The 13,421-nt window shown below is 69.2% G+C and carries 13 protein-coding genes; 1 reads left to right on the plus strand and 12 read right to left on the minus strand.

The window, feature by feature from the left end:
- Positions 1 to 54 precede the first annotated feature (54 nt).
- From PBV52_RS08695 to PBV52_RS08745, 11 genes are all read right to left on the minus strand, one after another.
- Positions 55 to 2,907 carry an RNA helicase gene (locus tag PBV52_RS08695; protein WP_274237708.1) on the minus strand — a complete coding sequence of 951 codons (2,853 nt, stop codon included), beginning with the start codon at positions 2,905 to 2,907 and terminating at the stop codon, positions 55 to 57.
- Between the two features lie 146 nt (positions 2,908 to 3,053).
- Positions 3,054 to 4,004, minus strand: a complete 951-nt coding sequence (gene tatC / locus PBV52_RS08700; RefSeq protein ID WP_274237709.1) for a twin-arginine translocase subunit TatC — start codon at positions 4,002 to 4,004, stop codon at positions 3,054 to 3,056.
- A 47-nt stretch (positions 4,005 to 4,051) separates the two neighbouring features.
- Complete coding sequence (gene tatA / locus PBV52_RS08705) at positions 4,052 to 4,339, minus strand: Sec-independent protein translocase subunit TatA (protein ID WP_274237710.1); 288 nt, start codon at positions 4,337 to 4,339, stop codon at positions 4,052 to 4,054.
- 260 nt (positions 4,340 to 4,599) lie between these two features.
- Positions 4,600 to 4,794: a hypothetical protein gene (locus PBV52_RS08710; protein WP_274237712.1), complete on the minus strand. Its 195-nt coding sequence runs from the start codon at positions 4,792 to 4,794 to the stop codon at positions 4,600 to 4,602.
- Between the two features lie 20 nt (positions 4,795 to 4,814).
- Positions 4,815 to 5,108, minus strand: coding sequence for a hypothetical protein (locus tag PBV52_RS08715; RefSeq protein WP_274237713.1), 294 nt, complete (start codon positions 5,106 to 5,108; stop codon positions 4,815 to 4,817).
- Positions 5,109 to 5,152: 44 nt separating this feature from the next.
- Positions 5,153 to 6,169, minus strand: a complete 1,017-nt coding sequence (locus PBV52_RS08720; RefSeq protein WP_274237714.1) for a YafY family protein — start codon at positions 6,167 to 6,169, stop codon at positions 5,153 to 5,155.
- Positions 6,170 to 6,188: 19 nt separating this feature from the next.
- Positions 6,189 to 7,142 (minus strand): YafY family protein, encoded by a 954-nt coding sequence (locus PBV52_RS08725; RefSeq protein ID WP_274237715.1) that lies wholly within the window; start codon positions 7,140 to 7,142, stop codon positions 6,189 to 6,191.
- A gap of 157 nt (positions 7,143 to 7,299) precedes the next feature.
- Entirely contained in the window at positions 7,300 to 7,671 is a 372-nt protein-coding gene (locus PBV52_RS08730) for an FKBP-type peptidyl-prolyl cis-trans isomerase (protein WP_030053355.1), read from the minus strand.
- A 62-nt stretch (positions 7,672 to 7,733) separates the two neighbouring features.
- Positions 7,734 to 8,678, minus strand: coding sequence for an FKBP-type peptidyl-prolyl cis-trans isomerase (locus PBV52_RS08735; protein WP_274237717.1), 945 nt, complete (start codon positions 8,676 to 8,678; stop codon positions 7,734 to 7,736).
- Positions 8,679 to 8,787: 109 nt separating this feature from the next.
- Entirely contained in the window at positions 8,788 to 10,149 is a 1,362-nt protein-coding gene (gene pafA / locus PBV52_RS08740) for a Pup--protein ligase (RefSeq protein ID WP_127181046.1), read from the minus strand.
- 9 nt (positions 10,150 to 10,158) lie between these two features.
- Positions 10,159 to 11,418 carry an MFS transporter gene (locus tag PBV52_RS08745; RefSeq protein WP_274237718.1) on the minus strand — a complete coding sequence of 420 codons (1,260 nt, stop codon included), beginning with the start codon at positions 11,416 to 11,418 and terminating at the stop codon, positions 10,159 to 10,161.
- A 98-nt stretch (positions 11,419 to 11,516) separates the two neighbouring features.
- Here PBV52_RS08745 and PBV52_RS08750 point away from each other — a divergent pair, with 98 nt between their 5' ends.
- A complete protein-coding gene (locus PBV52_RS08750) occupies positions 11,517 to 12,533 on the plus strand; it encodes a LacI family DNA-binding transcriptional regulator (RefSeq protein ID WP_274237719.1) in 1,017 nt (338 codons plus the stop codon).
- A gap of 85 nt (positions 12,534 to 12,618) precedes the next feature.
- Here PBV52_RS08750 and prcA read toward each other — a convergent pair whose 3' ends face one another.
- On the minus strand, positions 12,619 to 13,389 hold the full coding sequence (prcA, locus tag PBV52_RS08755) for a proteasome subunit alpha (RefSeq protein ID WP_274237720.1): 771 nt from the start codon (positions 13,387 to 13,389) through the stop codon (positions 12,619 to 12,621).
- Between the last annotated feature and the right edge of the window lie 32 nt (positions 13,390 to 13,421).

The raw sequence follows: 13,421 nt of genomic DNA on the forward strand, positions 1-13,421 counted from the left end.
CGGGGCGGGGAACTGCGCGACAAGCCACGACGCTCCCCGTACCCGCCCCACACCTCACCCCACCGACGAGTAGGCGACAACTCCCCGCAGCAACCCCTCAACGGCCTTCCGCGCACTCTTCGCCACAGTCGACCCTTCCACAGGAGACGCCGCCGAGATCTGCCCCAGCACGTCGATCACCTGCTTGCACCACCGCACGAAGTCACCCGCCGGCATCTCCGCCTCACGCAGCACCTCATCGAGCCCCTTGCCGCTGGCCCACATATAGGCAGCCCAGGCGAAGCCCAGGTCGGGTTCACGCTGCCCGACCCCTTCGCTCTGGGTGATCCGGAAGTCCTCCTCAAGGGCATCCAGCCGCCCCCAGATCCGGACCATCTCACCGAGCGCGGCCTTGGCCTTGCCCGAAGGCAGCTTCGGCGCCATCGCATCGTCCCCGACCCGCGCCTCGTACACCAACGCCGAGACACAGGCGGCCAGTTCGGCCGGGCCGAGGCCCTCCCAGACCCGCTCCCGCAGGCACTCGCTGGCCAGCAGGTCGAGTTCGCCGTACAGCCGCGCGAGCCGCTTGCCGTGCTCGGTGACCTCGTCGCCGCGCAGATAGTCCAGCTCGGTCAGCAGCGCGACGATGCGGTCGAAGGTGCGCGCGATCGTGTTCGTGCGGCCTTCGATACGGCGCTCCAGCTGCGAGGTGTCCCGCAGCAGCCGGTGGTAGCGCTCGGCCCAGCGGGCGTGGTCCTCCCGGTCGTTGCAGCCGTGGCAGGGGTGGGCGCGCAGGGCCTTGCGCAGCCGCTCGATCTCGCGGTCGTCGGCCGCCTGGGAGCGCCGCTTGCGGTGCCGGTCGGGCGGAATGTGCCCGGCCTTGGTGCGCAGCGCGGACGCGAGGTCCCGACGGGACTGCGGGGAGCGTGGGTTGAAGGACTTCGGGATCCGCATCCGCTCCAACGCCTCGACGGGCACCGGGAAGTCCATCGACGCCAGCCGCTTGACCTGCCGTTCGGCGGTCAGGACCAGCGGGCGCGGGCCGTCGTGCTGCTCGAAGCCGCGGTGGCCGTTGGACCGCCCGGCCGGCAGCCCGGGGTCCAGCACCAGCGCGAGACCGGCGTACTTGCCCGTCGGTACATGGATGACGTCACCCGGCTTGAGCTTCTCCAGCGCGACGGCGGCCTCGGCGCGCCGCTGGGCCGCACCCTGCTTGGCCAACTCGTTCTCGCGGTCCTTGAGTTCGCGACGCAGTCGCGCGTACTCCTCGAAGTCCCCGAGGTGGCAGGTCATGGACTCCTTGTAACCGTCGAGCCCCTCCTCGTTGCGCTGCACCTGCCGCGAGATCCCGACGACCGACTTGTCGGCCTGGAACTGCGCGAAGGACGTCTCCAGCAGCTCGCGCGAGCGGTGCCGCCCGAACTGCTCGACCAGGTTGACCGCCATGTTGTACGACGGCTTGAAGCTGGACCGCAGCGGATAGGTACGCGTCCCCGCGAGCCCGGCCAGGTGATCGGGGCTCATCCCACGCTGCCACAGCACCACGGCGTGGCCCTCGACGTCGATGCCTCGCCGCCCCGCACGACCGGTCAACTGCGTGTACTCACCCGGCGTGATGTCGGCATGCTGCTCGCCGTTCCACTTGACGAGCTTCTCCAACACCACCGACCGGGCGGGCATGTTGATGCCCAGCGCCAGCGTCTCCGTGGCGAACACGGCCTTCACCAGGCCGCGGACGAACAGCTCCTCGACGACCTCCTTGAACGTCGGCAGCATGCCCGCGTGGTGGGCGGCTATACCGCGCTCCAGACCTTCCAGCCACTCGTAGTAGCCGAGGACGTGCAGATCCTCGGTCGGGATGGCGGCGGTGCGCTCCTCGACGAGGGCGCGCACCTTTTCCCGCGCCTCCTCGTCGTTCAGCCTCAGTCCCGCGTACAGGCACTGCTGTACGGCGGCCTCACAGGCGGCCCGGCTGAAGATGAAGGTGATGGCGGGCAGCAGGCCCTCGGCGTCGAGCCGCTCGATGACCTCGGGACGCCCCGGCGTCCACACCCGGGACCGCGCTCTGCGCTCCCGCTCCCGGTCGGCCTCGCGCATCGCGCGCCCGCGTCTGCGGTCCTGGAACGACGGGCGCTGGGCCTCCATCCGGGCCAGCCGGGTGAGGTCGGGGTTGACGGCCTTCTTGTGGCCCTCCCCCTCCTCGAACAGGTCGTACATCCGCCGCCCGGCGAGCACGTGCTGGAACAGCGGCACGGGCCGGTGTTCGGAGACGATCACCTCGGTGTCGCCGCGGACGGTGTCGAGCCAGTCGCCGAACTCTTCGGCGTTCGACACGGTCGCCGACAGCGAGACGAGGGTGACCGACTCGGGAAGGTGGATGATCACCTCTTCCCATACGGCGCCGCGGAAGCGGTCGGAGAGGTAGTGCACCTCGTCCATGACCACATAGCCGAGGCCGAGGAGGGTCTGCGACCCGGCGTACAGCATGTTCCGCAGCACCTCGGTGGTCATCACGACCACCGGGGCGTCGGAGTTGATGCTGTTGTCGCCGGTGAGCAGACCGACCATGCCGTCCCCGTAACGGCGGCACAGGTCGGCGTACTTCTGGTTCGACAGCGCCTTGATGGGCGTCGTGTAGAAGCACTTCTTGCCCTGCATCAGGGCGAGGTGGACGGCGAACTCGCCCACGATCGTCTTGCCGGAGCCGGTGGGCGCGGCCACCAGTACGCCCTTCCCCGCCTCGAGTGCCTGGCAGGCCTCGATCTGGAAGGGGTCGAGGCCGAAGTCGTACATCTCGCGGAAGGAGGCGAGCGCGGTGGCCTGCTCGGCAGCGCGCCTGCGTGCTGCCGCATACCGCTCGGCCGGTGAGAGGTCCTCTGTCATCGTGCTTTCGAGCGTACCGGGCGCCACTGACAACAGGACGATCATTATCCGGATCCGCACTCCGCAGACCCGGGATCCGCGCAGCTCACGGCCGCGAAACGGAAGCGGCCGGGCGCGCCCCGCAGGCGCCCCGGCCGCACTGTCCCTCGGATCCCTGAAAACCGCCTCTCAGGATCTGAGGGGATCGCCTCTCAGGTGACGTCGTCGTAGCCGTTGACCCGGTCGGTGCCGGCCTGCTCGGGCAGCGCCCGGCTGGCGGAGACGGTCTCGACGTCGCCGATGTCCTCGGGGGTCAGGTCCAGGTCGGAGGCCTCGTCGTCGGCGGGGCCCATCTCCTCGCGACGGCGCCTGCGGCGGTCGTTGACCAGGGAGACGGCGACCGCCCCGAAGTACAGGATCCAGATCGGTCCGGCGAGGGCCATCATCGTCAGCGGGTCGGTGCTCGGCGTCGCGATCGCCGCGAACACCGTGATGCCCATGATCATGCCGCGCCACCAGCCGAGCATGCGCTTACCGGTGATGGCGCCCGTGAAGTTGAGCATCACCAGCAGCAGGGGCAGTTCGAAGGAGAGACCGAAGACGATGACCATGCGCGTGACGAGGTCGAGCAGATCGTCGAGCGGCAGCAGGTTGTCGACGCCGAACGGTGTGAACTCGATCAGGACGTCGGCGGTCGTGGGCAGCACCTTGTAGGCGAAGAAGGCACCGGCGAGGAACAGCGGAAAGCCGGTGGCCACGAACGCGTAGGCGTACCTCCGCTCGTGCTTGTGCAGGCCGGGGGCGACGAAGGCCCACAGCTGGTACAACCAGACCGGCGCGGCCAGAACGACACCGGCCATCAGGGACACCTTCAGGGCCAGCGTGAACGGCGCGAGCAGACCGTTGATCGTGATCTGCGCGCACGGATTCTCGTCGCGCGCCGTCTTGGCCAGTTCCTCGAACGACTTCGGGCAGCCGACCGATTCAAGGACCGGCTTGGTGAAGAAGTTGATGATGTCCTGATAGAAGAAGGCGGCAATGACCGTGACGACGACGATCGCGAGCAGTGCTTTCGCGAGCCGGTTGCGGAGCTCACGAAGGTGCTCCGCGAGGGGCATCCGCCCCTCGGGATCCTTCTCCTCTTTGCGGGCAGACTTCAGCAACCCACGTTCCCATCTCGTGCAGCGGGCCGGAGGTCACCGGCCCTGCGTCAGCGCTTGGTGGTGTCCGTCGGCTCGTTGACCGGGCGTGCGTTCGTCGCGTCGCCGGGGGCGGCCTGGATGATGCGCTGCGCCGGGGGCTGCTCGTCGGTGTTGTTCGGCGGGTCGGCCGGGGCGGTGGTCTTGCCCTCGTCCTTCATCGCCTTGGCCTCGCTCTTCAGGATCCGGGCGGACTTGCCGAGCGAGCGCGCCATGTCCGGAAGCTTCTTCGCGCCGAACAGCAGGATGATGACGACGAGGATGAGAATGATCTCGGGGGCTCCGAGCCTTCCGAACATAAGTCTTTACCTTCTCACCGAGGCGGCTGTGGTGGGGTGCTGTACGACCGGTCGGACATGTGTCCGAACGGTCGTGTTGCCAGCGATCGTAACGCTCAGGGGTAAACGTCAGGCAATCCCCGTGCGTACTCCCTGTCCGCGGACCGGGCCTCGTTCTCCGGGCCGCGACCAGCAGCGTACCTGTCCGGACCGTCAAGTTGACAGGGCGAAGTGGCCCAAAACGCATGCGGCGCAGGACTCACACCCAATACTTGGACGCACTACAGCGAGTCCACAGCCCGGGCCGCGCTCATACTCGCCCGCTCCAGATCCTCGGCCGCCCTGCTGATGCGTCGCGCGGAGTCCGTGACCTGCCTGCCGAGGCGCTGCGCCTCAAGGGAGACCCGCACGGCGAGCACGCCGAGCACGGCGAGACCCAGAAAACCCACAGCTACCGCGAACATCGGCCAGAACATGACGCCGAGCCTAGACCGTCCTACAGCGTGGAGTGCAGCCGCAGGGTGCTGACCCCGCCGCCCGTCAGCAGCTCGACGATCCGCTCCCCGGCCGGCTTGCGAACGGAGGCGCCACAGTCGGGGCAGGTGAAGGAGTAGAAGGTCGTACGGCTGGTCGCGCCGATGGCGAGGCGCAGGGCGCTCGCGGCGAGCTCGAAACGACCCCGGCAGTCCGGGCAGCCCGCCTTGAACACCACCGGAGCCACGCTTCTCATCCCGGCGAACGCGGACGCCACCGACATTCCCACCGCACCAGACGTCGCCGACTCGCTCAAAGCCCTCGCTCCTGCCTGTCGCACTGCCTGTGGAACCGCATGCCCTACTGCCCGTCGTGAAGCCGGTGCGCCCCGTGAGCGCCCTGCACCTCGACCCCGTCGTACGCCGCCAGCGCCTCGCGGGCCGCCTGCCGGGCACTGTCGGCCAGCTCGGGCGGCGAGACGATACGGCCGTCGCGCCCGAGCCGTAGCGCCAGGCGCCGCAGCGACGCGGGCTCGGGGGTGCGCAGGGTGATACGCAGACCGCCGTCCGCAAGCTCATCCGCGCTGTCGTGCGGGTAGTACTCGGCGACCCAGCGTCCGCCCGGGCCGACCTCGACGACGACCTCCGGATCTTCCGCGGCGGGCTGCACCAGCCCCTCGGACAGGTCGCGCAGCTCGACCTCGGGCGGCGCGGACGGCTCGTCCAGGATCTTGATCTCGGCGACCCGGTCGAGCCGGAAGGTGCGGCGCGCCTCGGAGCGACGGCACCAGGCCTCGACATAGGTGTGGCCGACGCTGACCAGGCGGATGGGGTCGATCTCGCGCTCGGTGACCTCGTCGCGGGCCGGCGAGTAGTAGCGGATCCACAGCCGGCGCCGCTCGGAGATCGCACGGTCGACGTCGGCGAAGACACCGCCCTCGGACTCGAAGGTCACCGACAGCCGGGAGCTGGCGCCGGCCGCCTCCCCGGACGCGGTCTCCACCTTGGCGGTCGCCCGCAGCAGTGCCTGCCGGTCGCTCTCGCGCAGTCCCGGCAGCGTGGACACGGCCCGGGCGGCCACCAGCAGCGCGGTCGCCTCGTCGGCGGCGATCCGCAACGGCTCGGCGACGTCGTCGGGGTTGTGCCACCAGATGCGCTCGCCGTCGGTGTCGATGTCGAGCAGGTCGCCGCCGCGGAAGCTGGTGCCGCACATGGGCAGCACGTCGAGGTCGGAGACCAGCTCGTCCTCGGAGATGCCGAAGGCGCGCGCGACGTCCTCGACGCGGGCGCCGGGGCGCTCCCTGAGATACGTCACCAGGGAGAGCATCCGCCTGGTCTGGTCGATGGCGTTGACGGGCCGAACCGGTTTGCCTGCCACTGTGTCGCTCCGCTCCCCCTCAGCCCTTGGCCACGGCACGCAGCCGGTCCACCACGTCGGCCCGCAGCTCCGCGGGCTCCAGGACCACCACATCCGGCCCGAACTCGACCAGCCAGGCATCCAGCCCGTGGCCGTACGGAATCTCCAACTCGTCCCAGCCGTCCCCGAGTTCCCGCACCGAGGTGGCCTTCGCCCGAAGGGGGTACCCGGCGCCCGTACGCAGCCGGATCGACGCGGAGCGGTCGGCGGTCTCCCCCGCCCAGCTCGCCACGGTCTCCCGCACGGTGACGACATCGGGGACCTCGGCCGTGAAGCGGCCACTGCGGCTGCGGACCTTGCCGGTGATCCGGGACAGCCGGAACACCCGCTCGGCGCCACGGTCGCGGTCCCAGCCCGCGAGATACCAGTGGCCGCGCCAGCACTCCAGCGCCCACGGCTCGACATGCCGGGGTTCGGGGCGGGCGGCGGTGGCCTTGCGGTAGTCGAAAGCGACCGGACGCCGATCCCGGCAGGCCAGCATCAGCGGCTCGAACGCCGCCTCGTGCACCGGAATACGCGGCTCCAGCGCACCGTGCGCCTCATACGGGTCGAAGTCCTCGGGCAACCCGGCCGCGCGCAGCTTCTGCAGGGCGCCGCTGGCCGCGCCCGCGAGCCGGGCCTGCTGCCACACCTTGGCCGCCAGGCCCAGGGCGGCGGCCTCCTCGGCGTCGAGGGTGATGGGCGGCAGGCGGTTGCTGTCGCGGCGGGCCAGATAGCCGACCTCGCCGTCGAGGTTCTCCACGGTCTCGATGACCAGCCCGAGTTCGCGCAGGTCGTCCTTGTCGCGCTCGAACATCCGGTTGAAGGAGTCGTCGGAGCCGGCCTCCAGGTAGGCCTCGATGGACTCACGCAGCTCACGCTTGCTCAGCGGCCGCCGCGTCCCGAGCAGACACAGCGCCAGGTTCATGAGCCGCTCGGCCTTGGCAATGGCCATCGACGCCCTTCGCCTCCCCTATGGTGCTTACGACCGATGACCGTACCGCCCCGCGGTGGCGTGGCAAAAGCCGAGGGCCCATGCCCGGACAGGCATGGGCCCCAGGTAGTCGTGTCCGGTCGTACGCCGATCAGTCATACGCCGTCAGACGCGACGATCAGACACCGAGCAGGTCGACCACGAAGATCAGGGTCTCGCCGGGCTTGATCGCCGGGGTGGGGCTCTGGTTGCCGTAGGCGAGGTGGGCCGGGATGGTCAGCTGGCGGCGACCGCCGACCTTCATGCCCTGCACACCCTGGTCCCAGCCCTTGATGACGCGGCCGCCACCCAGCGGGAAGCGGAACGGCGTGCCACGGTTCCAGCTGGCGTCGAACTCCTCACCCGTGCTGAAAGCGACACCCACGTAGTGGACGGTGACGGTCTGGCCCGCCTGCGCAACCGCGCCGTCGCCCTCCCAGATGTCCTTGATCTCGAGGTCCGCCGGGGGCTCGCCGCCCGGGAAGTCGATCTCGGGCTTGTCGATGCTCACTGCAGTGACTCCTATTGGTACGTATGTCATGCGCGATGACTGAATGGGCAACCTGCCCAGTCTTACATCACGGCCAGGATGTCGAGGGCGAAGACCAGCGTGGAGTTCTTCGGAATGCCCTGCTGCTCCTGGTCACCGAGGGCCTGGTCGGGCGGCAGCACGAGCAGCACCCGGCTGCCGGCCTTCTTGCCCACGAGACCGTTCTTCAGCCCCTTGATCGACAACTGGTCCAGCGGAAACGTCGCCGGCTTGCCCGTCTTGTACGTGCTGTCGAACTGCTTGCCGCCGTCCCAGAGCAGGGCCACGTAGTTCACGACCACAGTGTCCGTACCCTTCACGACAGCGCCGTCGCTCTCCAGCACGTAGTTGGAGACGAGCTTCTTCGGCGGGTCGCTGTCCTTCGGCATCGTCACCGTCGGTGCCTTGCCGTCGGTGTTCGTGCCGACCTTCGGCAGGTCGATGCTGTCCTGCGCGACCTCCGTCCCCTTCGCCGACGCGGGGATGGTCGTGCCCTTCACGATGTCCACGACGAACACCAGCGTGGCGTTCGCCTTGATGTCACCCTGACCCTGCGCCCCGTACCCCAGGTCCGGGGGGATCACCAGCTCCAGCCGGCTGCCGACCTTCTGGCCCTCCAGCCCCTTCTCCCAGCCCTGGATGACGCCACCCGCACCCAGGGTGAGCGAGAAGGGCTGGCCGCGGTCGAAGCTGTTGTCGAACGGCTCGGACTCGTCGTACTCCTGACCGAGGTAGTTCACCTCGGCGGCATCGCCCTTCTTGAGCTTGGCGCCGTCCCCCTCCTTGATGACCTCGACCTTCAGCTCCTTCGGCGGATCGCCCTCCCCCTTGGCCAGGGTCGGCTTCTGCCCGAACTCGGCACCCTTGGTGATCGCGGGCACTCCGTTCTTGGTGGAGCTGGAGTCGGAGCCCTTGTCGTCGTCGCTGCCGCAGGCCGCCGCGGAGAGCAGCAGCAGCGGCACGACGAGAAGGCCGGCAATTCGGCGCACGTGTTCCTCAGATCTCAGACGGCACTGTGGTCGCCCGCCACTCTAAGGCGTGCGGCGGGCCCCGTACGAGAACGTACGGGGCCCGTGGTCCGTTTCCTCAATTCCGGGGTCACATTCCCGCGATCAGCTTCTCCACGCGGTCGTCCACCGAACGGAACGGGTCCTTGCACAACACTGTGCGCTGCGCCTGGTCGTTGAGCTTCAGGTGCACCCAGTCGACGGTGAAGTCGCGGCGCTGTTCCTGGGCCCTGCGGATGAAGTCACCGCGCAGCCGGGCCCGAGTGGTCTGCGGCGGAACCGACTTGCCCTCGAAGATCTTCAAGTCGTTGCAGATACGCGCGGCTTGACCCTTCCTCTCCAACAGGTAGTACAGGCCGCGACGGCGGTGGATGTCGTGGTAGGCGAGGTCTATCTGAGCGACCCGCGGATGCGACATGGTCATGTTGTGCTTGGCCCGGTACCGCTCGATGAGCTTGTACTTCATGACCCAGTCGATCTCGGTGCCGATCCGGTCGAGGTCCTCGGCCTCGATCGAGTCCAGCGTGCGGCCCCACAGCTCCAGGACCTGCTCGACCGTGCCGGTGCGGATACCGCGGCGCTCGCAGAAGTCCACGGCCTTCTCGTAGTACTCGCGCTGCACCTCCAGCGCGGAAGCCTCCCGGCCGCTGGCCAGGCGCACCTTGCGGCGGCCCGTGATGTCGTGGCTGACCTCGCGGATCGCCCGGATCGGGTTCTCCAGGGTCAGGTCGCGCATCACCGTGCCCGCCTCGATCATGCGCAGCACCAGGTCGGTGGCGCCGACCTTGAGCAGCATGGTCGTCTCGGACATGTTCGAGTCGCCCACGATGACGTGCAGGCGCCGGTAGCGCTCGGCGTCCGCGTGCGGCTCGTCGCGCGTGTTGATGATCGGCCGGGAGCGGGTCGTCGCCGAGGAGACGCCCTCCCAGATGTGCTCCGCCCGCTGGCTGACGCAGTACACGGCGCCACGCGGGGTCTGGAGCACCTTGCCCGCACCGCACAGCAACTGGCGCGTGACAAGGAACGGAATGAGGATGTCCGCGAGCCGGGAGAACTCCCCGTGCCGGGCCACCAGATAGTTCTCGTGGCAGCCGTAGGAGTTGCCCGCCGAGTCGGTGTTGTTCTTGAAGAGGTAGACGTCGCCCGCGATTCCTTCCTCGTGCAGGCGTCGTTCGGCGTCCACCAGGAGTCCTTCGAGAATGCGCTCGCCTGCTTTGTCGTGGGTGACCAGTTCGGTCACGTTGTCACATTCGGGTGTCGCGTATTCCGGATGTGAGCCCACGTCGAGATACAGGCGGGCGCCGTTTCGCAGAAAGACATTGCTGCTGCGGCCCCATGACACGACACGGCGGAAGAGGTACCGCGCCACCTCGTCAGGCGACAGGCGGCGCTGTCCCCTGAACGTGCACGTGACGCCGTACTCGTTCTCCAGCCCGAAAATGCGGCGGTCCATGACTGAACATTACGCCCGATCCCCTGAGCTGAAACGGGGTTCGACGGCACGGTTTGGATCATTTTCCGATGAAGCCGCAACCACCGCCCCCTTCGCGGGAGCTGCGAGGACCCGCCCCGTGGCCAGCAGGACCAGCAACGACACGGCCCCCGCGGCACTCGGCACGGCGAACCCCCACAGGGCCCCGCCCGCCTCGACGACCGGCCCCGCCAGACCCGTTCCCACCGACGCACCCACCGTGAAGGTCGTGACAAGCCAGGAGAACGCCTCGGTGACCGTCCCACGCGGCGCGTGCCGGTCGACCAGCACGAAGGCACAGGCGATGCACGGGGCGAGGAACACACCGGCGAGTACGGCCAGCAGAGTCATCGCGAACGCACCCGGCATCAGCATCAGAGGCAGGTAACACACCGCCAGAAGCGCCACCAGCAGGCGCAGTCGCCGCGCCGGCTCCCCGCTCCACTGCCGCGCCCCGTACACCACGCCACCGATCAGCGCACCCAGCCCCAGGCCTGCCATCAGCCAGCCGTACACCGCGTCACCGCCGTTGTCGTCCGCGTACGACACGGCCGCCACCGCGATCGACCCCATCGCCATCCCGACGAACAGGAAGGAGGCGAGGAGCGCCACCAGCCCGGCCGAGCGCAGCGCCCCCAGCCAGTGCGCCTCACGCGGTGCCGACCGCCACGCGCGCGAGGGCGGCGACACGACCACCGAAAGGGCGCCCAGCACCCCGATGGCGTTCAGGACGAGCAGCGCCGCCTGCGCCGACCACAACGACGTGCACAGCGTGAGCAGCAACGGCCCGACGGTGAACATGACTTCCTGCGCCACCGCGTCCATCGCATACGCCGCGTGCACCTGGCTCTCCTTGTGGAGGACCGACGACCACAACGCCCGCAGACCGCCCTCCAGGGGCGGTGTGAACAGCCCGGAGGCGGCCACGGCCGCATAGGCGAGCGGCAGCGGGTCGATGCCCACGAAGGCGAACGCGGCCATCGCCAGGGCCGAGGCGACCGCGGCGGGCAGCTGCACCCGCGGCTGGCCGTACAGGTCCACCAGCCGCCCCAGCAGCGGCTGACCCACGGCATTGGCGACCCCGTACACGGCCGCCAGCCCCCCGGCAAGGCTGTAGGAACCGCCCTCCGCGCGCACGAACAGCATGATGGCGAGCGCGGCGACAGCGTTCGGCAGCCGGCCCACGAGCGTGCCCACGAGCAGCCGCGTGGCATGCCTCGCCCTGAGGATCTCCACGTATGCGCCGGTCATCAGCCGCGCCGCCCTCCACCGAAGTTTTACGTATAACGCCCTTCGTCATACGTACCATGTGCGCTGTTCATGAGTCCAGACGAAGGAGCAGGTGCACGGTGGCACACGGCAGCACCCGCCCCACCAGCCGGGACGTCGCCCAGGCCGCGGGAGTCTCCCAGGCCGCGGTCTCCCTGGTGCTCGGCGACAAGTGGCGCGGACGCGTCTCCGAGGCCACCGCCGAACGCGTCCGCGAGGCCGCCCGCGACCTGGGCTACCGCCCCAACCTCGCCGCCCGCAACCTCCGCCTCGGCCACACCCGAACCGTCCTCCTCGTCGTCCCCGCCCTGACGACCGAGTTCTTCGCCGGCGTCTACACCGGCGCCGCCCGCATCGCCGCCCAGAACGGCTTCGGCGTCGTCCTCTACCCCTCCCCCGAGGGCATCGGCCCCGCCCGCGACCCCTTCGCCTCCGCCCAGGCCGCCCTCGACGGCGTCATCGCCTCCTCCATGGCCGCCGACGCCCTCACCGCCATCCACGGCGACCAGCTCCCCCTGGTCATGCTGGACAGCGACCCCAAAGGCAGCCTCGGCGCCGCCACCGTGAACCTCGACATCACCGACGGCATCCGCCAAGTGGCCGAACACCTGCTCACCCTCGGCCACCGCCGCATCCTGCACCTCGCGGCCGACGTGCCGTCCTGGACCTTCGACGTACGCGCGCGTGAACTCGCCGCACGCGTCGGCGAGGTGCCCGGCACATCACTGCTCACGATCCGCGCCCCCATCTCCATCGACGGCGCCCGCACCGCAGCCGAAACCGCACTCTCCGCCAAGGGCCCCCGCCCCACCGCGATCGTCTGCGACGACGACAAACTCGCCGCCGGCACCTACAAGGCCGCACGCCGCCTCGGCCTGCGCATCCCCGACGACATCTCCGTCACCGGCCTGGACGACCTCGCCCTCGCCACCGCCATCGACCCCGAACTGACCACCGTACGACTGGACGCCGAACTGTTCGGGGAACGCGGCATGCAAGCCCTCCTGGCGGTCCTGGAAGGCCGTGAGCCCCAAGGGGGCGACATTCCGGTCCAGCTCGTCGTACGGGGCTCCACAGCGCCGCCCAGCGCACCCTGAAGCCGCCGCGAACGCCCTGTGCCCCGGCCGAGCGGGCGGCCGGGGCACAGTACGGGCGAAATGAGATCAGCGAGCGACGCTGGCGCTACTCCTCGGAACCGCCGGAGTCCTCGGAGTCCTCCGCACCGTCGGCGCTCTCGGCCTCGGTGGCCGCTCCCCCCGCCTCCAGCAACCGAGCCAGCTGGCGACCGACGATGCGCTTGAACTTCCGCGACTGCGGACGCGTACGGTCCAGCACCGCGACCTCCAGGCGCTCCGCGGGAATCTCCCGCTGCGTGCCGTTCGACTCACGGGACAGAGCCTGGACCGCCAGCTTGAGAGCCTCGGCAAGACTCATGCCGTCCTGATGACGCTGATCCAGATAGTTGCTGATCAACTCGGCATTACCGCCGACCGCGACCGAGCCGTGCTCGTCCACGATCGAGCCGTCATGCGGCAGCCGATAGATCTGGTCACCCTCCGGAGTCTCACCGACCTCGGCGACGACCAGCTCCACCTCGTACGGCTTCTCCGCCGCGGAAGAGAAGATCGTGCCCAGCGTCTGGGCGTAGACGTTGGCAAGACCACGGGCGGTCACATCGTCACGGTCGTAGGTGTAACCACGAAGATCGGCGTACCGCACACCACCGATCCGCAGATTCTCGTACTCGTTGTACTTGCCGGCCGCCGCGAAGCCGATCCGGTCATAGATCTCGCTGAACTTGTGCAGCGCGCGGGACGGGTTCTCGCCGACGAAGACAATGCCGTCGGCGTACTGCAGCACGACCAGGCTGCGGCCACGGGCGATGCCCTTACGGGCGTACTCCGCCCGGTCGGCCATGGCCTGCTGGGGTGAGACATAGAACGGCGTCGACACCGGTTATCCGTCCCTTTCTGTCGAAGTCACAG

Origin of the sequence: Streptomyces sp. T12 (assembly GCF_028736035.1) — a bacterium.
GTDB lineage: Bacteria > Actinomycetota > Actinomycetes > Streptomycetales > Streptomycetaceae > Streptomyces.